Source organism: uncultured Streptococcus sp. (assembly GCF_963525625.1).
Taxonomy (GTDB): domain Bacteria; phylum Bacillota; class Bacilli; order Lactobacillales; family Streptococcaceae; genus Streptococcus.
In genome coordinates this window covers 81,929-105,381 of the sequence record NZ_CAURLD010000001.1, presented here as the reverse complement: position 1 = coordinate 105,381, position 23,453 = coordinate 81,929, and the positions used below count along the sequence as shown (strand labels likewise).

Below are 23,453 nucleotides of genomic sequence, written 5' to 3'. Positions count from 1 at the left end.
CTAAAAATTTTTTACTTTTTTATTTTTTAAATCGTACGATTTGATTATATAATAATCGTAAAACGATTACAAGTAAATCAAGAAAATCCAAAGGCCAATGAAGGGCTTCTACACTGTATTCTTGCAGCGATTTTTGTTATACTAGTGATAGAAAGTTCAGCGAGGATGCAAGATGACCCCAAATAAAGAAGACTATCTCAAGTGTATCTATGAGATTGGCAGCCGCCACAAAAAAATCACCAATAAAGAAATCGCCCAGCTCATGCAGGTTTCACCTCCGGCTGTGACGGAAATGATGAAAAAAATGCTGGCGGAAGAACTTCTGGTCAAGGATAAAAAAGCCGGCTACCTGCTGACTGATTTGGGGCTAAGGCTAGTTTCCGACCTCTATCGCAAGCACCGGCTGATTGAAGTCTTTCTGGTCAACCATCTCGGCTACTCGACTGATGAAATCCATGAAGAAGCCGAAGTCCTAGAGCACACTGTTTCTGAGCGCTTCGTTGAGCGTCTGGATGCCATGCTCCAGTACCCCAAGACCTGTCCTCACGGAGGTACCATCCCAGCCAAGGGAGAGCTTCTGGACGAAGAAAACCAACTGACTCTGGAAGAGGCTTCTGCCCCTGGCGACTATATCATTAAACGGGTGCATGACGACTTTGACTTACTCAAATACTTAGAAAAATACAACCTGCAAATCGGCCAAACCATCACCTTCATCCAATACGATTCTTTCGCTCAGGCTTATCTCCTCAAGACAGAAACCCAAGAAATCCAAATCAATCCTATGATTGCCCAGCAGATTTATGTGGAAAAACTATAAACAGAACCCAGTTCGGACTTTTTAGTCTAAACTGGGTTTTTATTGACAAAAATAAGATTTCGAATTATAATAAGTATACTTATAAAATATCTAGAGGGAAAGCTAATGGAAAAATCGCAGTTTAACTCCATCTACAAGGATGAATACAAAAAATCAACCGGTCTGCTCTTTATCCGTGCCTACCACAAGTGGCATGGGCTGATAAAAAAACAACTGAAAACGATTGATTTGACCCATCCTCAGTTTGTCGTTCTGACCACTCTTGCAGCGCTTCTGCGTCAGCAAGAATGGGTTAGTCAGACCGATATTGCACGATTTTCTGACATGGATGTTATGACCGTATCCCAAATCATCCGCCTCTTGGTCAAGAAAGGTTTGATCATGCGGGAAGTCCATCCCAAGGACAGCCGTGCCAACATCATACTTCTAACGGATACGGGGCTGCAAAAGGTCAACCAAGCCCTTCCTCTAGTAGAAGGTATTGATCAGGCGTTCTTTGGAAAATTAGGAAATAATACAGAAATATTAAACCAACTCTTAATCAAACTGGAGGCAGAAAATGACTAGATTTTGGATTGGTGTCGTATCAAAAGAACATGTACTAAGAGGTGTAGAAGGTGGATTTTGCCAAGTCTGCCATGGAAAGAAAGCACCATTGAACCGAATGAAAAAGGGGGACTATCTTCTCTACTACAGCCCCAAGTATCAACTGAGCGGTCAGGAAAAGCTGCAGGCCTTTACAGCAGTTGGCAAGATTCTAGATGACACTGCCTACCAAGTAGAGATGTTTGAAGGCTTTGTCCCATTTCGGCGAGATGTCAGCTACTACCAGCCTGTCAGAGACTGCCCCATTGACCAAGTCCGCCAGCATCCTCAGTGGCGCCAGTATGCTTCTCAGATAAGATACGGACATTTCGAAGTTTCGAAAGACTTCTTCCTTTATGTTTTTGAGCAAATGAAACTAGACAGCTCTGCAAATCAGTAGAAACAGCTATGTTTGACTTACACCGAACTCTTTGCTCACCTGTCATCAAATCTAAAGTTCCGATTCTCAAGGGAAATCGGAACTTTTTGATTTGCAGTGAAAATCTCGATTGATTAAATCAGCATAAAAGCCGATAAACTACCCGTAATCAAATTTGCTAGGGCATGCATGATCCAGCTGGCTAAAATGGAGCCATCGGATTTCTTTTCATTGACAAAACCCATATAGGCCGCGATGCCAGCCGTACACAAAATGATGAGCAGGGTTTGCAGCCAAGAGAGCACTGTTATAAACATCAAGCCATGCAGCAGACCAAAAAGAGCAGCTTGTATGGTGTTGGCTACCACAAAGGATAAGCGACTAGCCAATCTCTTTAAAAGAAAACCTCTGAATAGCAGTTCTTCCGACAGAGAAGTTTGAAAAATACCATAAATCAGAACAGCTGGCAAGGCTTGGAAGCCGAGGCCTGAGAAGTTTGAAGTCGCTGTATCCAGATTTTTTACAGCAGGATATACTAGCAAAAACGAAAGAAGCAAGAAAAATAGTGAACCCAACAAAATCCACAGCCAGATCTTCCAGCTGCCAGTGTCTTTTAGTGGTTTTAAGCCAAGCCATTCTAAAAATGGACTTTTTCTTCTAGCCCTTATCAACCACCAAACAAAAGGAAGAAAAGCAAACAAAGCAATTTGAATCAGAGCATTCAGCATCTGTTGAACTAGATTTTCCATGATGAGAGACTCCTTTCTTTTCTTTAATAAGATTATACAAGACAAACTTCAAGAATTTATAAAGTAATTCTAAAATATTTCTAAAGAATGAAAGAAATCATAAACATAAACAAATCAAGGATTATCGCCACTTCCACTTGCTTACTATGCTTCTCATTTTTGGACTAAATGATGTCAAAAAACTCTTTAAAGACCTATCTCAAAATCTAAGAAAAGTTGCAGATAAAAATAAGGCGTCGAGTTAAAAAATAAAAAACTGGCTATACGTTAAAGTAAGGGAAAAACTCCTAAAATTTTATCACACAAAGTCAAATTTTCAGCCTATCTATCCTAGATAATTTTCTTTTTAGTCCAATACTTCCAGCTCCTGCTCATCCATTTCATCCCCCTCGGGGTCTTAATTTTACAGACTCGGAACCATGCCAAAAGCTTTTTCCTTCTTGCCAACTCGCTTACATTTTGCTACAATGATGTCAAAAATCAGCGAGGAAAAATTATGCCACAACAACTCTTTAAAGAATTTGCCCAGCTAGATCAAGTGGAAGCTATTGTTCTCGGTGGCTCTCGTGCTGGACAGCATTTTGACAAAGACTCAGACTATGATGTTTATATCTACTTGACAGATTCCATCGATCCCCTGACTCGACGCGATATCCTCAGCAAGTACTGCTCCTACATGGAAATCGGCAATCAGTTTTGGGAACTAGAGGATGACTGTGTGCTGAAGAGCAAGATCGAAATTGAGCTCATTTACCGTACACTAGATAGCTTTGATAAAGACCTGCAGACTGTAGTCCTAGACCACCAAGCTCAGAATGCCTATACCACCTGTATGTGGCACAATCTGCTCCACAGCAAAATCATCTATGACCGAAATGGTCGCTATGAAGCACTTCAAAACAAGTACAGACGTCCTTATCCAGCTGAGCTGAAAAAGAATATTATTAAGAAGCAACTCCTCTTACTTGATCAAGCCATGCCAGCTTTCTCCAAACAAATAGAAAAAGCGCTCAAGCGTCAGGACTTGCTCAGTATCAATCACCGTAGCAGTGAATTTTTTGCTTCCTATTTTGACTTACTCTTCGCCCTAAACGAACAGACTCACCCTGGAGAAAAGAGAATGCTAGAGTTTGCAAAAACCAACTGCACGCTATTGCCTCAGCATTTTGAAGAAAATATACAGACCTATTTTCAAAAACTCTACACTGAGCCCGCTGAAGCGATAAAGCTTATCAATCAGCTAGTGACGACCATCAAACCAGTCATTCCTCAAGAAATTATTGGTAGTTTTTAGGAATGCAACCTGAAGCCACAGCCCCATTGCTGCAGAAGCTAAAAAAATTAGAGAGTGGGACAGAAATCGGTAATTCGTTAGAATTCGATTTCGTCGTCCCACCTCCGCACAGTTGAGTAGGGCTGTAAAAGCTGATGAAATCAGCGTAGTAGAGCCCACTCAACCACTGCGTCTTGCTCGACAATCCAAAGACAATTGAGAGGCTAGGACTTTTGTCCCAGCCTCTTTTCATTCTTCTTCTCTTCTCAGCGATTCTTTGTATCCAATATAATGGTCACTGGACCATCATTGATTAGCTCTACCTGCATGTCTGCTCCAAAAATCCCCGTCCGAGTCGGCACCTCCTGCTTCAAGGCAAGATTGAAGGCATCATAAAAATTGCTAGCTATCTCTGGCGGAGCAGCCTTAACAAAGGCTGGCCGATTACCCTTTTTGGTATCTGCATGCAGAGTGAACTGGGAAATTGACAAAATCTCTCCAGCAATGTCCTTAATAGACAGGTTCATCTTGCGCTCAGCATCAGAAAAAATCCGCATATTGACAATCTTCCTGACTGCATAATCCATATCCTCCTGACTATCGTCAGGCCCTACGCCTACTAGGAGCAAGAGACCTTGTCCAATACTGCTGTGCAGCTGCTGGTCAATGCTGACCTGAGCACGTTTTACGCGCTGAATCACTATTTTCATATCTTTTCCTTTGATTTAACGGTAACCTATAGCTAGATAATGATTTCCGAAGAGAATCAGCCATTAGTCCGCTTGACCGAGTAGACCTCCGGCACGCTCTTAATCTTATCCACCACCGTTGTCAGCATGGACAGATTCGCAATGCCAAAAGAAACGTGGATATTAGCAAATTTCATATCCTTGGTCGGCTGAGCATTGACTGTTGAGATATTCTTGGTGGTATTGGACAGAACCTGCAACACATCATTGAGGAGGCCAGAGCGGTTGAGACCGTAAATATCAATGTGAGCCGTGTACTCTTTAGTCGTGTTGTTGTCTTCCCATTCCACATCAATCAGCCGCTGCTCGTAATTTTCCTGAGCCTTGAGATTCATGCAGTCCTGCCGGTGAATGGCTACACCGCGGCCTTTGGTAATATAGCCGACAATGTCATCACCCGGTACGGGATTACAGCACTTAGCAATCCGGATGAGGAGGCCAGACGCCCCCTGAATAACCACACCGCCTTCGTGCTTGACCTTGAGAGTATCTTTTTTGTTTTCGACCTTGACCTCGCCGCCCTTGACCAATTCCTCCGCTTCTGCTCTTGCCTTGGCCCGTTCTTCCTCACGGCGCTCTTTTTCTGTCAGGCGATTGAAAATGCTGATAGCACCAATCTCACCGAAGCCAATCGCCGCAAAAAGCGCTTCCTCGGTCTTATAGCTGGTCTTCTGCAACACTTCTTCCATGTGCTTCTTGTCCATGTACTTATTGGCTACATAACCATGCTCCTGGAATTGAGCCTGCAAGAGCTCCCGCCCTTTGGAGATAGACAGCTCCTTGTCTTGATTTTTAAAGAACTGACGGATTTTATTTCTGGCCTTACTGGTCTTGACAATATTGAGCCAGTCGCGGCTCGGGCCGAAGGAGTTAGCATTGGTGATGATTTCCACCTGATCACCTGTCCTGAGCTTGGTTGTCAGGGGTACCATGCGGCCATTGACCTTGGCTCCCGTGGCTTTCTCACCGACCTTGGTATGAATCTCATAGGCAAAGTCAATGGGGCCCGAGTCCTTAGGCAGAGAACGCACCGCTCCATCTGGTGTGAAGACGTAGATTTCCTCAGCTAGATAGCTCTCCTTGACCGAGTCAACAAAATCCTTGGCATCGTTAGACTGGTCCTGTAGCTCCATCAGCTCCTTGATCCAGTTCATCCCAATGGCTGATTCTCTGCTGTCTACCTGTCCCTTGACGCCTTTCTTATAAGCCCAGTGGGCCGCAACCCCGTACTCTGCCACTTCATGCATTTCCTTGGTCCGAATCTGAAACTCAATCGGACCTTTGGGGCCATAAACGGTCGTATGGATAGACTGATAGCCATTGGCCTTGCGGTTGGCGATATAATCCTTGAACCGCCCTGGCATCGGCCGCCAAAGCTCATGAATGTAGCCCAGCATAGCATAGACATCACTCTGAGTATCCAAGATACAACGAATGGCGATTAAATCATAAATCTCATCAAAGCGCTTCTTCTTGTCCTGCATCTTGCGATAGATCGAGTAGATATGCTTGGGCCGGCCATAAATCTTACCATGCAGATTGCGCTCGCCAGCATAGGTCTCAATCTTCTGAACTACCTCTTCTACCAGAGCTTCACGCTCCCGACGCTTCTCCTTCATCATGTGGGAAATTTTGTAAAATTCCACTTCATTGAGATAACGGAAGGACAAATCTTCCAGCTCCCACTTGACACTGGAAATCCCCAGGCGGTGAGCCAAGGGTGCGTAGATTTCCATTGTTTCTCGGGAAATCCGCTCCTGCTTATCCTTGCGCAGATGCTTGAGCGTCCGCATATTGTGGAGACGGTCTGCCAGTTTGACCAAAATAACCCGGATATCCTCCGACATGGCCATCAGCATCTTACGGTGATTTTCTGCCAGCTGCTCTTCATGAGATTTGTACTTGACCTTGCCCAGCTTAGTAACCCCGTCCACAATCACGCGCACATCCGTCCCAAACTCTCTTTCCAAATCATCCAGCGTCGCACGGGTATCCTCTACTACATCATGCAGAAAACCGCAGGCAACCGTTACTGCATCTAGCTTGAGCGTGGCCAAAATCCCTGCCACCTGAATAGGATGCACAATATAAGGCTCACCTGACCTGCGAAACTGCCCACTGTGACAGTCAATCGCATAGATCAAAGCTTTCTGTATAAAGGCCACATCCTCCGCAGCCAGATATTTTCTCGTAAGGGCCAATACCTGATCGCCCGTCAAATTCACTTCTTTTGGCATCTCGTCTCTCCAATTCCTGCCTACTATTTTATCACTTTTAACCCAATATGAAAACCTAGAAGACGGTCCTGTGTTTGTTTTAGTACAAAAAAGTGGAATCAATAATAAGTAGTAAGATCTAAACTGAAGTTAGCCTCCTAAAACTAAAAAAACAGCTATATTTTATACTAATTGTTGAGCAAAACCCAAACAAAGAAACATAGAGCCCAAAACTACTCCACCCTAAAATTTTGAAATGGATAATAGCTGAATAGCACCTCTTCAATTCTTGAAGCAAAAAGGGAAGTTGATCTCAAAATTTGAAAGGTAAACAGCATTCTTTATAAAATCTATAAGAAATATTTATTTAGTCCACCTAGTTAATATTTCAAGCAGCAGACTGTTTAAAAATTTATTAAAATTGTTTGAGAAATCATTAAAGACAGCTATTTGAGCCTCAATTCTCATTTTTTATGTTGTCGCTTTAATCTTGAGATTAGGTTTCTATACTTTTACTTATCTATTCAAAATAAGGCTATGACATTTCTATCACAGCCTTATCCAATAATTTAAGAGCTATTAGAATAAACGAAGCTAAGTATAGATGATATACACAATATTAAAACTGGTTTCATCATTACTTTCTACAACTTCCAGTAGCATTTCTATTGCTAAGATTCTACCTATTCAAATTGTTCCTCTTCTTCTTTTTCAACCATCTTCTCTTTCTTTCTATGAGCGTATTCTCTAATTGTCAGACCCGTAGCAATGTTGGTTAAAAGTAAGATTACGAGTAAGTAAACCCATATTGGAGTATTTGATAAAACACCAGATTGGCTTGTTTTTTCAGTTACAACAGGATTGGATAAGAAATTCAAAACAGCTTGGTTATCCGTTCCGTTTGAACGAGCATTCGATAATACTCCTTGAAAGTTCTTATTAAAGTCAGTACTATCTTCAATATTCTTAGCCTGATTCTTAATAAGCGACTCTGTTTGTTGGTGAACTTCCTTCACTTCTCCTTGGATCCTTTTAGCTTGCTCTGCTAAAGTGTTAAATTGCGTATCCATAGATCCGATTGCATTCCCATTAGAGGTAATTGTATCAGATGTATTTCGAGTACTAGACGCCAGCTTTGTAACAATATCTAGCAGACTATTACTACTATCATCCGTTGTATAAAGTCTATTATTAGATAAACTGTCACCAGAACTTGTTGGAGAAACTTCCAGAAGCTCTGGACCACTTTTCTTCCACTCTTCATACTGTTTATTTAGATCGTCAACAGCTTGTTGATGCCAATCAGATAGTTCTCCAACAATTGCAGCAAAATAATCATTCGGTAATTCTTCTTTTGTCAGTTGTGGAAGAGAAGCGGTATTTTTCCGAAGTCGATTTATCTCTGCACTTAACTTAACATATAGTTCAATCCCTGACTGTCGATATTGGTCCACATCTTCTGGTTGTAGCTTATCCGCTACAGACGATGGCGAAATGTTCCCATACATCTTTGCAACTGAGTTACTTGCTGGATTAGCAATATCAATATCGTAGGACGAAGATGGGCTTCCATATAAGTTCTTAATCGTAGCTGCTGCGGTATCAATTCTAGATAGTTGTTCAAAAATATTAGACAAATCTGTCTTAATTAATGCATCATTTCCCTTATTGTTATCATAAAAGAAACTGTATTGTAAAGGTATTCTCTCGCTACCAATCTCAAGATCAAATGCAACCGTATTGAGACCATAATTAGGAGAAAGCTGAATTTGCAGTTGAAGGCTAGTAGGTTCAGAAATACTATCAACACTTGGAACTACCGTAGCTCCCTGAGCCCCTTGAACCTGTATATTCGTCACACGGATAGTAGTTGCAGTATATTTATTACCCCCATTTCCTTCAGAAGTCATCTCAGGGTAAACATGCTCCATTGTAACTGTTTTTGCATCTGTTGACGGCAAAGAATCATTAGCTACAGTTATAAAAGTATAGCCTGGCATTGAGCCAGTAGTAGCACCTTTAACACTAGCATAGCTAGCCAACAAGTTTAATTTTGCATAGTAAGAAGCAATTTGGTCATCTGTTAAAGCCCCAAACTCTTTTAGTTTATTAAATAAGGTCACGTAATCCCCAGAATTAACACTAATAGAAGCAATTGTACTATTTACATAATTAGTATAATCTCCAGGCAACTCATCTGAATCTGATAAAGTATTAACAACCTGTTTGGCCAGTGCCTGCCTCACATTATCTTTATCCACACCATCACTAACAGCTTTTAAAATCGCATCTTTATCTTCTCCCAAAGAACTTGTATCAACCTGCACCCCATTAAAATAATTCTGAGAAATTTGGTCACGAGAACCCTCAAGTGAGTTTTTAATAGACTCCAGTTCCTTTTGAGATTGCTCAATCTGCTCTTGAGAATGATTTATTTTATCATTATAACTTTCTATGTGCTTAGCTAAACGAAGCAAATAAGAATCTGGTTCATTTGGCTCAGTAGGTGCTTCTGTATTCCCAAAAAGATGTAAATAACTTATTGAATTTTTATAAAGGTCAAGATATAATTTGTTATCTTTATCATATTGATTCTTAACGGAGTTTCCTGCCACCTGAGCATTATGACTAGCAACTTGTGATTGAACTTGCTTATACTTTAAAATTGGATCTGTTTGACCCATTAAAGATTCAGCATTTCTTTTTAATAAATCAGAAGTTGAAGTTTTGAAATTTGATGTTGCTTGCTCAAATGATCTATTAGAGGACTGAACACTCTCTGCAATTGAAGGGATCGAATCTATTGATTTGATACTCCTATCAGCAGGTTGAACAATTGAAGTAGATAAAGAATCATAGATATCAGACTCGTCACCAACAATTGTATTCATCTGAAGTTTAGCATCATCAAGGTTATTAATGACACTTGTAAAGTACAGACGAATTGTTTTCTGATTCAAACTATTAACATAATCTCCGACCTGCTGGGCCATCTCAAGCGACTGTTCTTTTTTTACAGAATCTTTTACTTTATATGTAATTTTGGCCTTTTCAGGATTAAAACTAGATAGCTGCAATATATTGTGTGAAAAATCTTTAGGAATGTAAATGATAGCTTCGAGGGAATTGTCTTTGTACTGACTCTCCGCCTGATCCCTAGACATGACTTTCCAACTTGCTTTTTTTCTCTCATCTTTTGCTAGTAATTTTGTAAAATCATCTCCAAAATTATATTGAGCGTTATTTAACTGTTCGCCTTCATCTTGATTTACAATCCCAATACGAAGATGTGTCTTCTCTTTAGTCCCTAAAACAAAAGAAAGGCTATCTGACTGTCCCATATAGATAAGAAGTCCTGCAGTAATTACTATACATAAAATAGCCAAGCCTTTCCTAAGCAAGTGATTTTTTCCTTTTTTTATACCCATTATGGATTTTTCTCCTAAATTGATTTTAACATTATCATCAAAATATTTATAATTTATTCATGATAATATACATCCTACAATCATTATAATTATTACAAATAGTAGGATTTCTTCTATTATAGCATATTCAGAAATTATCATGGAAGCTTTATGTACCTATTTTTCTTGCGGAATTCTCAAACGATGAACACTTCTACCAACGAAGAACTGTGTTTCATTAAGTTCAACCAACGGTTCATTATATTGAGTACGACCAGGCACAACTTTCTGTTCGTTAAAGATGGTACCAAACGTTCCCATTGGAACATTTTGGCGAAGCCGTTTGAAGAACGGTGTGAATTTGCTAACTATGCCACTTTGATAACCATGGAAAATCAAATGAATGTTGACCGACGAAGATTTTGTGAACAAAGTATTTACATCTTTATCCATCAGTACAATCTTATCACCAGCTAAGTTTATATCTGGAAGATAAACAAACATTGGTTGCTCTCTACGCTTACCAGACTGAATAATGCCTAATAGTTCACCAAGGAATTGGCTAATATTCGCCTCCTCAATTCTAGTATCAAAGTATTCATTCATACCAACAAAACGTCCATCAGTATCAACCACTACGCGATCAACTTTCCCAGAAAACTCTGAAAAAGCAGATAATATCGTACGCTCAATACTATATGTTTGAGAAGGAGTATCATCCATGAGAAGAATAAATTCATAGTTCATTGGTTCGATAGAGCGAACCAACGTTGTTTCCTTATCATAACCAATTGGAATATTGTATTTTTGACGTTCCTCTTGGACAGCTACATCATTTTCAAATTGCTCAAAAGTAATTTCATTAGCCAGCATTGGAACAGCTTCTGGTCTAGAGCCATCCCATAACTTATCCATTACCTCAATAGCGTTTTCTAAACTCTGCAATCTTTCAAGATTGGAACTTCCTTCTGTTGCAAGGTATACTTGAAAACGAATAGGTTCTTCAAATCTAATCTGACCACGACCAGGAATTACTTGATCAGCTAGAGCATCAAAACCAATAAGATCTTTTTTAGAATCCTTGTCGACCAAATACAAAACAAACTGTGTAGCAAAATTACTTCGCATACTTAACTTCATAGTAGTGTTCCGAAGAACTGTTGCTATCAAATAGATACCTAAGCTTGCGCCCTCACGCAACACCTGATGAAAAGCGGATTCAACAGAACTTTCGAGTGGATGATCACGTACAGTATCATAAGAGTCAACAATATTTAAAATAAATGGTAAATACTGACCTGTCTTCTGCTCATACTGTTCAATAGAAGTAACTCCATATTCCGCCAATAAATCACGGCGTTTTTGTATCTCTTTTTGTAAACTCTTAAGGAGCTTCAATAGCTTTTCAGCATCATCTAAAGTAGCAATATCTGCCACATGCGGTAGACCTTTCAGAGGAAAAAGTCCATTCGTTCCAAAATCAAACAGATTAAAATGCATTTGATCTGGTCTATTAAGCCGAGCAAAATTCATAACTAGCGTCTGAAGCGCTTGAGATTTTCCAAACCCTGGAGAAGCATAAATGATACTGTGACTAAACTCTTCTAAATCAAACTCTAGCATCCGCTGAGCCTGCTCTGAAGGAATATCCATTAGAGCAAAAGGAGCTTTGTGAAGTTTCTTCTCTGTCCATTTCGTAGTTAAAATTGGTGACGTAATATCTTCATCAAGCGGAGGTAACCATGGCTTAGCTGGTATACAAAGATCTACATTCTTTGCGTGTTGAGCAATATACTCTACAACAGCATCTAGTTCAGTCTCATCAGTATTAGCGTCTGTGCTAACCGTCTCTTCTAAATAAGACAAATCTGTAGTAGCGAGTTCATACTGCCCCAGCTCATTGATTATCCAAAGCCTATTGTCAACTTCTTCACTACGAGCTTTCACTGTTGGTGCATATCGTGCTCCACTCCATGCTGATTGAAAGAGTTCATATATTTCATTATTCCCAACTTGCAAATAAGCACGACCTGGCTGAGTAATACTTGCAGCATCTGGTGTTTTTATAATCTCATTTGAATCAGCTTTTTCCGCCACTTTGAGCGCCAACTTAAATCGAGAATTAGACCAAATTTGATCATTAACAACTCCAGAAGGCTTTTGAGTAGCTAGAATCAAATGAATTCCTAAGGAACGCCCAATACGCGCCGTTGTTACAAGCTCTGTCATAAACTCCGGTTCATTTTGCTTCAACTCAGCAAACTCATCAGAGATCAAAAATAGATGTGGAAGCGGCTCAGTAGGGAAATCTCCCTCTATTCCGGAGCGGCCTTCCTTGTATAATTTTGTATATCCATTAATATGATTGACCCCAAATCTACCAAATAGGCGTTGACGCTTTTGCAACTCTGCTCTAATGGAAGCTAACGCACGCTGGATTCCTGCTCCATCTAAGTTTGTAATAACGCCCATCAAATGTGGCAAATCTTTAAATAAATTTGCCATCCCTCCACCTTTAAAGTCTATTGGGAGAAAACCAATATCTTCTGGACTAAAGTTTAATGCTAGCGATAAAATGTAAGATTGTAATATCTCCGACTTACCCGATCCCGTTGTCCCGGCAACAAGACCGTGAGGACCATGAGCACGCTCATGTAAGTTCAAGTAGACAATATCATCTTTTCCTCGAACCCCAAGTGGAACAGCAAGGCTCTTCGATGTATCTCCTCGAGCCCATCGGCTAGAAATATTTAAGTCCCCAACTTGTTCTACATTATACAATTCTAAGAATGTAATTGCATCAGGAAGTGCATTTTTTTGAGTTTCCTCATGAATTAGATTACTTAAACTACGAACAGCACCTTCATAATCATCTATCAACGGATACGGAGTAAAAACTTGGTTTACATATATTCCTCTATTATTGATTAAAGTAGCTGTATCTCCATTCTTTAAATCAATAAGCGTTGTTACCGTTTCAGGTAATTGACGACGACTTTCTTTTACCCAAATAACAGTTACTCCAAAAGAAGCCAAATCTGCTCGTGAAAGACTTTCGTTGATAGCATGACCAGACAACAAGCGATCATCTGAAATGACAATCACAATCTGAGGTAAAAAGGTTCTTTCCTTCTGTTCCTTGTCTTGAATGCGAGACTGTAATACTTGATAAAGACTTGTAAGCACAGCATCTTTCGTACGATCATCATGTACAAAACCACGAACATTAATCATTGGTAACAGAAAATGAGGTAAAAACCGCCATTTTTTCCAAATTTGATCATAATCTTCCTGCGAAGTCAAATTAACAAATATTACATCGTGATAAGAATGAAAAGCTGCAACTTGCAATAAAAGTTGCTGGATAAACAACTGACCTATGTCATGTTGAGCAACCAGCCCAACAATATTCTGAGCAAGTGTTGTTGTAACAGGAACGCCTTTTTGTTTCTCATAAGTCTTTAACAAATCTTGAGAAAAAATTGTCAGCTTATCTTTGGTTAAAAAGTCTGTTTGATAATCAATTTGAAGCTGACTATCAATATCTCCCAAGCCAAGCGAGACAGTCATAAAATCCTCATTAAAAGGTAAGCGTTCATAGAGACGTTCATCATAACGCATAATCATATCAATTAACGTATTGATATTTGGTTGCTGATAAAATAGAATATTCTTTTCCTCTGCATAATGCTTCTGTAGAGTGGATAATTGTTTTAATAAATACGCCTCGTAATCTTCTACCCTTGTTATCTTCTTTTGTTTATACTCTTTTTTATCAGTAAAATAACTCGTAATTGAAAATGCAGCTGTAAGAACACTCATCCCCCCCATACTCAACATCATAATGGCATTTCGTCCCATTAGAACCACTACCAATCCAGAAAGAGCAACCATACCTAAAGGTGGAACAATTGCTCGCCAAATAGCATTTTTAGGTTTTGTTGGGGGATTTTTAGGTTTTTCTATTCTCTGACGTTTATCGTATATCGTGGGGAGTACTCGAGGGCTACGACGATAAACTGGGAAATTAGATTGATAAATTGACTTTTTCTCTTCCAACAGGACACTTTGACTATTAAAATTTGCTTTCTCAAAGAACGATGAAATTTGCCATTGATTTTCTAAAAACTCTATAAAATAGTTCTCTACAAAAATACTATCTCCTTTTTTAAATTCAGAAATAATATCAGAAGAAATCAATTGCTCGTTCAAATAGAAGACACAGCCATTTGGATAGAGATACACTTTACCATTGGAGAACAAAACATAGGCTTTCGAGTGAATGAGAAGATCTGCTTCTTTCTCTTTTGAAATAATAAAATCTTGATTTGGAGGAGAGATGTAACTAACAGAAATGTCACTCTCTTCTTCAAGGACAAAAACAGTCTTATTTTCAATAGTATTTTTTCCTCTGGTTAATTCTTTTCCATTAGAGTAGACCTTACTATCATTCACGTTGAAAAAAAGCCCTTGCACTTCAGCACTGTCGCCTTCCATAAAAGTGAGTAAAGAAAGTCGCTTGCCAAATATAACCACTTTAATTTGCCCTGAAATTTTATTAGAAACCGGTTCTTTTTCTGTATTGTGAAAAAATTTTTTATCTTCTCTACTCATCTTTTTCTTCACCTACTTTTACACCTAGTTTTTTAGAAAGCTCTTCGATTTCTTTGCGATATTCACTTAATTTTTTTTGTTTTTTAGCACCCTTCATATTCTTATCTTCACGGGTTTGTTCATATAAATTAGTATAAGCGTGTAGGGTCAACTGATCATCCCCAATGTTCTGAGCTAAATCTAGAGATTTTTTATAGTCTCCCCTTCCAAGATAAATCCAATAATCTAAAAGATTTTCCTCGCTAGATGGAGTGATTGTATTTAAAACGCTTGATTTCTGCTCCTCAGACAAGTTATCTAAATGAACATAAGAGGACGCTAAAACATATTTTGCTTCTTTACCTAAACGATTTACTTGAAATTTTTGTAAATCATCTGCCACATCATCATAATGTTTAGAAATAAAATGACTTTGTGCATCCACTGTCGCACGCTGAACTGGGATAGACCAAAAATAAAAATATGCTGCAAAAGCTCCTAAAGCAACAGTTGTAACGCTAAAAATTCCCATTCCAATAGAAAAAATACGCCAACTCCGTTTTGAAACAACTATCTTTGTTTTCTTTTCTTCTTGATAAGCTTTGTCATAAGCTTCATTAACATATTTTATTACTTCATCATATGTCTTACATGCAGCTATATCCTGTACCAATGAATCTCTTATTGCAGCTATACCATCTATTAGTAATTCAAAATCAAGTTTTGGTCGTAGAATAGAGACAACCAAAGCCTTGTAGCTCATTAGAAACGTCTCTGAAGTATAAGGTATAGGACTCATAATTCCTTCTAAACCAAAATGAAGAATCTTAACAACACTTCCTTGTAAAAATATATTTTTCGGATGGATATAAGGTACCTTAAAATTATGCTCAGAGAATGTCAAAGACTCCATTTTCTGAGCCAACTCCAAACGCTTTACTTCTGTCATCTCTTCCGCAATAAGCTCTTTAAGACTATAAGAATATTTTGGCTTATCATAAATTAGTGATAAAAAACCATTATCTTCTAATGTCACGGAAGCATCCACATAATTTTCAATTGTAGATAATTTTTGACGAGAAAAATGGCTGGCTGGCAGAATAACCTTGACCTTTTCCTTGCTATATTTAATTTCAATTTTATCACTCATTTATAATTACCTCCAATACATCTCCATCCCCTAATGGATATTCCTTTAAAGCTCTATGCTGTTCTATTCTTAGAAGCTTTCCTCGAACCTCTAAATGCCAATTATTTTGATGAATAGATAATGTTTTATCTAGATTGTTTGAACACATTAACATCTTTACTCCCTGTAAAGATAATAGTTTAGAAAAGCGAATATCTATTTCCTTATCTTCATATCTAATTGTTGCGTTTAAATATTTTTCCCCCATGAAAAATCCTTCCTAAATAAATTCCAATTAAAATCATTGCTACAATAAATAATACTGCACCAAGAATTGACCATATCATTGTGACCCCTGATTCCTCTGTGTCTACAATAATATTGTCAGAAACCTGATAGTTCTGAAAAAGAGCTTGTCGATAAACTTGGAGGTCGAGTCCATCACCACTCCGAACTTCTTTCTTACTGAAATTAGCTTGGTTTGCAGTCTTAAGCATTTCCTGAGCATCAGTTTTAGATTTCGTCGCTTCTTGCTCTATTCTATCCATAAATAAGTTCGGTGCATAAATATGCTCAATTTCATTACCTTGGGAACGCTGCTTTTTTTGCGTTATCGAATCTGTTTTTAAATCTAATTCGCCGTCCTTAGCATAAACAGTACTTCCAGTAAGCAATAACAATAAAAATATCACTAAAACTCGACTTGATTTTTTCAACATTTCATCTCTGCTTTCTAGCTTAAAAGACTAAGAAAAATATTTAGCATCAATAAGTACGTTATAAATATTTCTAAACAACATTTACCTATCATAAAAAGCTTTAATAAATTTTATATTGACTAGTCTCATTCAAAGATTAGTCTTATTTTATCACGAATTGTATTAATATTCAAACTTTCAAACAGTTATTCACAAGCAGATTGTACTGTTGTGACAAAAAATATAGCACCTAAATAAATTTAGATACTATGATATATAATTCTGAATCCAAATAAACTGACCCAATTCAATTGCTGTAAATCTTACCTCCCTAAGATACTTCTGATTTATCACCGATTAATATTAAAATATTATTGCTCAGAGTTTTATCTATTGTCTTTATTTAATGGTATTTTTTATTTCTTGCGCTACTCAAAACATCTCTAGATATCTTTCCCATAATCTTTTTATCAGAAAGTACATTGAAAGGACATTTCGACTGCGATTATATCACAAACGAAGTGATCTCAAGAAAAAAATCGCTCTAATATAGCGATTCTTCTCATATCATTATTTAAATAGAACCTTTTGGAACTTCTGCTGACTTCATCCAAGTATCATAATGCTCTTCAAAAGCCTTCTCATCTTCGTTTCTATATCCCTCAAATAAAACTTCTTTGACATTTTCTCTATTGAAAAAGAACAAATTGTCTGGTGTCTGCATCCCGTTCGGAATAACTACTGAACCGTAGTCAAAATAGACACTCTGAGTCCCTCCTTGACCATCTTCCACTTCGATTACACTAGCTCGTGAAACAATCATCACTTCACTATCATCACCATTTTTGAGGGTTACAACTGAACCCAAAGGTAAAATTTTATCTGTCATTTTCTTCTCCTTCTTCCTTAAAACGTACTTTCCCTTGACTGTATAGTTTCATAATCTTCACAAAACGAACCGGGTTGTTTTGGTTATAAAGCAATATCATTGTACACCAGATTATCCCTATCCCCCAGAACTCATAATTAGTCTCAATAGGCTGACCAAATGATTTAATACAACTATAAATAACATATATAGAATGAAAATTAAAAAGCACAAGAATCCATCGAACAATTCGGTAGACTGTGGCAGATGCCTTAGCTGGGTCAAAATTATCATCCCTTACCATCAAATTATGTGACACTGCATAGTAGAACACCTTCTCTGTTGTTGGAACAGCCTTGCGAACATTTTTATAAAATCCTCGCTCAAAAATAGCAACCAAAAGCAAAAATTCAGCCAACCAAAATAGTAGGATATAGGTCAAACTGGTCCAGTTATAGACACCAATGGACAAAGCTGAAAAGAATCCGAAGACCGCAGGTCCACCTGCTATCAATAGAATCACCAATTCAGGAATATAGGCATTGGTCTTACGTGCTCCTTCAGTATTGAGTAGGAAACTTTTGGGAGCTGCTAAAGCCTCTCTAGTCTGCTGGTCATAATAGACTGCCTGACCATCACACTCGCCAATAAATACTCGACGACGTCTAAGAAAAAACATTCTAACCTCTTTCTAATTACTCATCCAAATTCTATCACCCTAGTTTAGGCAACTTCCACTCCCCATGAGAAAATTTATCCCATACATGGTTTATACCTGATGATATAGCACCTCCAACCAGTCCTCCAACATAGGCTCCAACAAGATTACCCACAACTGGAAATGGAATAAAGGAACCAGCGATTGCTCCGATTTGTGCTCCGAGAACCCGACCAGTCACACTACTAGCTGTGTGAGCTGCTGCATCTCGAATAGCTGTCGCTTGTCCATATTTTTTTAGACTCTTGTCATACGTTTCCTTACCTTCCCATAATGCTTCAACAGTCCCTATAATACCGATAGATTTGACAACCCCCTTGGGTGTTTTCAAGTTTTTGAAACTATCCTTAACGTCCTTCAGTGCGGTCTTAACCCCTTTATCCATCCTTAGATCAGATAAAGTACCTAAAGCTTTAGTAGCACCATTTTTTATTTTAGAGCCTTTTATGATATTCCCCAGAATATTCTTCTGCATACGAGTCCCAAAATGATCTAACCCATCTTTAGCTAAACGTTTCCAACCATCACCTTTCATTTTGATTCCGAATTTCTTAACTTGTTTTGCAATTTGTCTAGCAACCCAAAAAGGATCTGTTATCTTTTCTTTAACCTTGACTTCTGCTTTTTGTATCCCTAGCTGAACATATTTATTACCTAATATTTTAGTCACTGTTTTCGAAACATTCGCCAGAATTTTTAAAGGTGTCGAACTTGAAACAGCACTAGTAACTTCCTCAACTCCATCCATAAAGGCAGTGCCTTTATAAAACGCCTGTGCTTCTTTTGATGTAAAGGAACTCTTACCTGCTCCTTCCAGTCCCTTCAGAGCAGTCGCCTGAACTTGTAAGAGCTTACTATACTCATCTCCCCGCTTCCAACCATTGAAGCTGGCCATATTGGTTTTAGTATCAGTCAAAATGGTCTTTCCTTCTGACAAAGGAGTAGTAATTGTACTAGCATCTGGATTCGTCAGACTGATAATATCAGAGATGGAGCTATAAATATTTGCAGTTGCTTGATTCACCGTACTAATATTGGTCTCTATACTCGAAAAGCCATCTAAAAGCCCTTGTAAATAATCCGTATCAATAATCGCATCTGCCGCTGTCTCTGAGACTGTTGATTTAAACTGTTCGATAGTCTTATCGTATTGAGCAGAAAGAACGGCTAAAGCATTGGAAAAATTCGTCAATAAGGGGACCTGATGATTGCTAATCTTGGCATCAATTGCTTCCTTGACATCTCCTTTGAGGCTTTCCGAACTTACCAAATTCACAAAAGAGGTCTTAGCTGTCTCAAGCTGAGTTGTAATCGAGGTTTGTGAGTTAGACAATGCTGTCTTCTGGTTATGAACCTCTGTCATATATCCATTATAATGGTCCAGACACTATCGGGAATCATGCTCCTTCCATTATACCACAGTTTCAATAGCTGAGAACTAGAAAATCGCTTCAATACAATGAAGCGATTTTCTAGTTCTATTAAGAATCATAAAACTGATTCTCTGCGATAGAATAGCCACCTATACTACCTTTTTATTTAACAATTTCCTTTCTTGGAATAGTCAATTCTGATTCCCAGTCATGATAAATTTCCAAAAAGCGAGATTCTTCCTCATCTCTATATCCTTCAAAAATTATTTTATCTATATTTTCATGCTGGAAAAAAATTGTTGACTCTGGTTGTAAGCCTTGAGGGTAAAGAACGCCCATATAATCTGCTAATACTTGTTTCCCAGTGTCAGGATCATCAAAGATAACGCCACGGCCAACAATAACTAATTTCTGGGTTCCTTCTTCCAAATAAACAATACTACCTAACGGTAATAATTCTTTTGATTTACTCATTTTCTAATAACTCCTTATGTTTTTTTAAATATTTTTTCCCATACCATTCCTCTACAGTCTTACCTTCCCACTGACGATATTCTTCTGGGTATTTCCATTTGTAATATCCTTGAAGCATAAATGGAAATATTAGAAAAATTTCTAGCATAACAAATAACAAATCACCTGCAAACCAAATAAGCAAAACTCCTAGGATATCCAATCTAAAACCTACCATCTGAGGAAAAATCAACCTAGAAATAAGCAAAACTACAATAACTCCAAGACCATATTTGAAGATAAATGCAGCCACTTTATGAAACAGTCTCCCCAGCCAGTCTTGTTCGCCTTGTGCATCTTCTTGTTTGCCATATAGCAATGACAGTAACGAAGTTCGCCTGCTTCGGACGATAATGTAGCACATAAGCCCAAACAAAAGAAAGAAAAGGATTGTTCCTGTCGCTTTCATCGTACTATACAAAAATGTCAATAAAAATAGATTCATTTCGACAATCAACCAAATTAGGAATGTGACAAATAAGTGAAATTGTCCTCTATATATAAGGATAAACTGCTGAGAAAAGCGTTTCCCAAAAAGAATCAGTAAAAGCCATACGAGTAAGAAAATAATAAATAGCCAGTTAGGCAAGAAATTATGAATCGGTGGCAATAGAGGAGAATCCTCAGAATGATGATAAAGGTAGTTAGTTAAAGCTGTTATAAGCCAATTAGGACCGATTATGAAAACAATTGTTAAAACAGTTAACCATACATACGATTTTGGAGTACCTCTGTATTTCTCTTTTTCTTGAGCAGATGCTAAATTTTTATTGGAAAATTCTCCTGAAATGGGATCATCCTGTAAATTTAGACTCTCTTCAAAACTAGCTTTAAATAACGATTTTTTAATCATAAGCCATCACCCAAATCCTAGTGCCTTGCCTATACCACCAAACACATTAGAAGCAGTTTTTTGAGCACTCTCAATTCCTTTTCCTATTGCGTCAATTCCGTCGTATGCGAGTTTTTTTGCATCATCATATAAATGTGGATTTATCCACTGTGCAACAGAATTTACTCCTCCAACAACCAAACCAACTGTCGCACCGATTGCAGCACCAGAAACAGTCCCTAAAACTGGTACAGGTATTGCTGTTCCAAACGCTCCTCCAATAGTAGCTCCTATCGTCGCTCCTTCCAATGGACCGATACTTCTAACTGTATCAATTAATCCACCCGCTACAGCTTTACCTACATGTCCCGTTTTAGAATACTCATTAATACCACTAGAAATACCAGTGATTCCCAGTTCTGCGAATGTTGCAACAGTTCCTAATTTCCCTAAAAACTTTATACCTTTGCCCAAAAACTTAGCATCACCAACTAAATTTTTACCAGTTTTAATTGCTTCTTCTAAAGATTTGAAACCAGAAACTTTCTGCAAGCCCCATTTAGCAAATGATTTTAAAGGACTAGCTGCCTTTTGCAACCAATCAAATCCTTTACCTAGCGCTTTGCCCAATTTACCACCAAATTTACCCAGCGACTCGTACTTTGCCATTCCATCCAGAATCTTTGAGACAAATTTATATGCTTTAGGGCCTTTCTTTTCTAGCGCGTCTAAAATCTCCCAAATACCATCCGACTTAAGGAGTGCCTTAGTTAATTTTGAAGGAGTAAGCCCTAGAATTTGTGCAATGCGCTTCACTTCATCCCTACCCATAAAGGCTACAAAGTGGTCATATGCATTCCACCTCTTCCATTTCCCCAAATCTTTATTAATCGTCTTAGAAACCAATCCTAACAGTTCTACTGGTGTTGAGCCATTTGCTTTGGAGGAAATTTTCTTAACTGCTTTTAAGAAATCTTGGCTATTATAGAACGCCTTGGCTTCTGCATCAGTAAATGAAAGACCCGCCATAGTAGAAAGACTTTCTAAAGTTTGAGTTTGCGACTGCAGTACCTTACTATACTCATCTCCCCGCTTCCAACCATTGAAGCTAGCCATATTGGTTTTAGTATCAGTCAAAATGGTCTTTCCTTCTGACAAAGGAGTAGTAATTGTACTAGCATCTGGATTCGTCAGACTGATAATATCAGAGATGGAGCTATAAATATTTGCAGTTGCTTGATTCACCGTACTAATATTGGTCTCTATACTCGAAAAACCATCTAAAAGCCCTTGCAGATAATCCGTATCAATAATTGCATCTGCTGCGGTCTCTGAAACTGTTGATTTAAACTGTTCAATAGTCTTATCATATTGAGCAGAGAGCACCGCTAATGCATTAGAAAAATTCGTCAATAAGGGAACTTGGTGATTGCTAATCTTGGCATCAATTGCTCCCTTGACATCTCCTTTGAGGCTTTCCGAACTCACCAAATTCACAAAAGAGGTCTTAGCTGTCTCAAGCTGAGTAGTAATCGAGGTTTGTGAGTTAGACAATGCTGTCTTCTGGTTATGAACCTCTGTCATATCTATTTTCATCTATCTTCTCCTTCAATACTATGTGTTACGGAAAAAATCCTCTGTCGAAAATAATCCCTACGATACTGCTGATCTACATAGGATTGATCCAAAGTATCGCTGTAACCTTCTTGGATAACCTGAGAAATCAAATAGCTTGGGATAAATAAAGGTTCAATATCTGGCCTCATACCATAGGGATAGATGCTAGCTAGATAATCTATGTATTCCCGATCATCTGGTTCAGAGATTAACCTACGCCCCGTAATCATCGCCATAAGGGGAACTTTGGCCTTCTCCATCTCGGATACCAATTCCTCTGGAAGCAGCTCGCGATCTAACTCTACCAAACTGCCCAAGGGGAGGATCGGAGCTAAAAGCAAATCAGTATAAGATAACCAAATTCTAAAGTCTTTCATAGACAAAATGAGCTCCGAGCCTAAATAAGCCAGAGTTACTTTTCCCCGTTCCCAATCAAACTCCATCGTAACAGATGTGCCAAGCAAGCTACTGTAGCTATAAAAGGACTCTTTCTTGACAATTGCCAACTGAAGCCTACGAAATGCATCTCCTTGACTAATTAAGGATTGACCCACTTGCTCCAAAATGGCTCTCTCACCCTCATCAATTCCTAATTGAAGCAAGGATTTTTGATAAAGGTCACTTATCTCATTCATCTATCTCGTTCCTTTCTGCTAACTTACCTATTTAGCATTTGCTTGATTTTGGTCATCAGTCACTTTATTTTCAGCCGCTTGATTCATACGAGTTACATCCGTTGTCGTGAAAGTCTTGAGACTGCTAATCGCTGTATTAAATGACTTAATCTCGTCATTAAAAGATGTAAAAGGAGTCATTGTTGTTGCTGAAAAAGTTAACTCTGCCATATCTGAAATGCCAGAGATGCTTGTACTAACTGAATTGGTCAGTCCGGTCCAAACACCATAATCCGTTCCTGTATTTGCCATTTATCTTT

General features: G+C 38.4%; 20 protein-coding genes. 4 read left to right on the top strand and 16 right to left on the bottom strand.

Annotated features, from left to right (window positions below; translation table 11 throughout):
• The first annotated feature begins 172 nt into the window (after window positions 1-172).
• The 3 genes from RYK49_RS00515 to RYK49_RS00505 all read left to right on the top strand — a co-directional run bounded on the left by RYK49_RS00515 (window position 173) and on the right by RYK49_RS00505 (window position 1,805).
• The gene (locus RYK49_RS00515; protein WP_002896686.1) at window positions 173-820 is read left to right on the top strand and encodes a metal-dependent transcriptional regulator; all 648 of its coding nucleotides are present in this window, start codon (window positions 173-175) and stop codon (window positions 818-820) included.
• 105 nt (window positions 821-925) lie between these two features.
• Window positions 926-1,387, top strand: coding sequence for a MarR family transcriptional regulator (locus RYK49_RS00510; RefSeq protein WP_314830635.1), 462 nt, complete (start codon window positions 926-928; stop codon window positions 1,385-1,387).
• The gene (locus RYK49_RS00505) at window positions 1,380-1,805 is read left to right on the top strand and encodes an EVE domain-containing protein (RefSeq protein ID WP_314830634.1); all 426 of its coding nucleotides are present in this window, start codon (window positions 1,380-1,382) and stop codon (window positions 1,803-1,805) included. The genes RYK49_RS00510 and RYK49_RS00505 overlap by 8 nt, the downstream gene beginning before the upstream one ends.
• Window positions 1,806-1,918: 113 nt before the next feature.
• On the opposite strand, the gene RYK49_RS00500 is transcribed toward RYK49_RS00505, so the two are convergent.
• A complete protein-coding gene (locus tag RYK49_RS00500; protein WP_314830633.1) occupies window positions 1,919-2,533 on the bottom strand; it encodes a CPBP family intramembrane glutamic endopeptidase in 615 nt (204 codons plus the stop codon).
• Window positions 2,534-3,029: 496 nt separating this feature from the next.
• Here RYK49_RS00500 and RYK49_RS00495 point away from each other — a divergent pair, with 496 nt between their 5' ends.
• On the top strand, window positions 3,030-3,827 hold the full coding sequence (locus RYK49_RS00495; protein WP_314830632.1) for a nucleotidyltransferase domain-containing protein: 798 nt from the start codon (window positions 3,030-3,032) through the stop codon (window positions 3,825-3,827).
• 245 nt (window positions 3,828-4,072) lie between these two features.
• On the opposite strand, the gene dtd is transcribed toward RYK49_RS00495, so the two are convergent.
• The 15 genes from dtd to RYK49_RS00420 all read right to left on the bottom strand — a co-directional run bounded on the left by dtd (window position 4,073) and on the right by RYK49_RS00420 (window position 23,445).
• Window positions 4,073-4,516, bottom strand: a complete 444-nt coding sequence (gene dtd, locus RYK49_RS00490) for a D-aminoacyl-tRNA deacylase (protein ID WP_314831252.1) — start codon at window positions 4,514-4,516, stop codon at window positions 4,073-4,075.
• Between the two features lie 56 nt (window positions 4,517-4,572).
• The gene (locus RYK49_RS00485; protein WP_049543311.1) at window positions 4,573-6,792 is read right to left on the bottom strand and encodes a bifunctional (p)ppGpp synthetase/guanosine-3',5'-bis(diphosphate) 3'-pyrophosphohydrolase; all 2,220 of its coding nucleotides are present in this window, start codon (window positions 6,790-6,792) and stop codon (window positions 4,573-4,575) included.
• 662 nt (window positions 6,793-7,454) lie between these two features.
• Window positions 7,455-10,199 (bottom strand): type VII secretion protein EsaA, encoded by a 2,745-nt coding sequence (esaA, locus tag RYK49_RS00480; RefSeq protein ID WP_314831251.1) that lies wholly within the window; start codon window positions 10,197-10,199, stop codon window positions 7,455-7,457.
• 156 nt (window positions 10,200-10,355) lie between these two features.
• Window positions 10,356-14,792: a type VII secretion protein EssC gene (gene essC / locus RYK49_RS00475; RefSeq protein ID WP_314831250.1), complete on the bottom strand. Its 4,437-nt coding sequence runs from the start codon at window positions 14,790-14,792 to the stop codon at window positions 10,356-10,358.
• Entirely contained in the window at window positions 14,785-15,921 is a 1,137-nt protein-coding gene (gene essB / locus RYK49_RS00470) for a type VII secretion protein EssB (RefSeq protein WP_125332749.1), read from the bottom strand. The genes essC and essB overlap by 8 nt, the downstream gene beginning before the upstream one ends.
• On the bottom strand, window positions 15,914-16,168 hold the full coding sequence (locus RYK49_RS00465; RefSeq protein ID WP_002916152.1) for a hypothetical protein: 255 nt from the start codon (window positions 16,166-16,168) through the stop codon (window positions 15,914-15,916). The genes essB and RYK49_RS00465 overlap by 8 nt, the downstream gene beginning before the upstream one ends.
• A complete protein-coding gene (locus RYK49_RS00460; protein ID WP_314831249.1) occupies window positions 16,137-16,619 on the bottom strand; it encodes a type VII secretion EssA family protein in 483 nt (160 codons plus the stop codon). The genes RYK49_RS00465 and RYK49_RS00460 overlap by 32 nt, the downstream gene beginning before the upstream one ends.
• Window positions 16,620-17,172: 553 nt before the next feature.
• On the bottom strand, window positions 17,173-17,487 hold the full coding sequence (locus RYK49_RS00455; RefSeq protein WP_314831248.1) for a DUF4176 domain-containing protein: 315 nt from the start codon (window positions 17,485-17,487) through the stop codon (window positions 17,173-17,175).
• Window positions 17,477-18,145, bottom strand: a complete 669-nt coding sequence (locus tag RYK49_RS00450; protein WP_314864556.1) for a hypothetical protein — start codon at window positions 18,143-18,145, stop codon at window positions 17,477-17,479. Before RYK49_RS00450 ends, RYK49_RS00455 begins: the two co-directional genes overlap by 11 nt.
• 34 nt (window positions 18,146-18,179) lie before the next feature.
• The gene (locus tag RYK49_RS00445; protein ID WP_314831246.1) at window positions 18,180-19,547 is read right to left on the bottom strand and encodes a T7SS effector LXG polymorphic toxin; all 1,368 of its coding nucleotides are present in this window, start codon (window positions 19,545-19,547) and stop codon (window positions 18,180-18,182) included.
• Between the two features lie 172 nt (window positions 19,548-19,719).
• Window positions 19,720-20,031, bottom strand: a complete 312-nt coding sequence (locus RYK49_RS00440) for a DUF4176 domain-containing protein (RefSeq protein ID WP_004188959.1) — start codon at window positions 20,029-20,031, stop codon at window positions 19,720-19,722.
• Window positions 20,024-20,923: a hypothetical protein gene (locus tag RYK49_RS00435; protein WP_314831245.1), complete on the bottom strand. Its 900-nt coding sequence runs from the start codon at window positions 20,921-20,923 to the stop codon at window positions 20,024-20,026. Before RYK49_RS00435 ends, RYK49_RS00440 begins: the two co-directional genes overlap by 8 nt.
• A gap of 6 nt (window positions 20,924-20,929) precedes the next feature.
• Complete coding sequence (locus tag RYK49_RS00430) at window positions 20,930-22,498, bottom strand: T7SS effector LXG polymorphic toxin (protein ID WP_314831244.1); 1,569 nt, start codon at window positions 22,496-22,498, stop codon at window positions 20,930-20,932.
• A complete protein-coding gene (locus RYK49_RS00425; RefSeq protein ID WP_314831243.1) occupies window positions 22,495-23,154 on the bottom strand; it encodes a DUF4176 domain-containing protein in 660 nt (219 codons plus the stop codon). The genes RYK49_RS00430 and RYK49_RS00425 overlap by 4 nt, the downstream gene beginning before the upstream one ends.
• 27 nt (window positions 23,155-23,181) lie before the next feature.
• Entirely contained in the window at window positions 23,182-23,445 is a 264-nt protein-coding gene (locus tag RYK49_RS00420; protein ID WP_002916165.1) for a hypothetical protein, read from the bottom strand.
• Window positions 23,446-23,453: the final 8 nt, after the last annotated feature.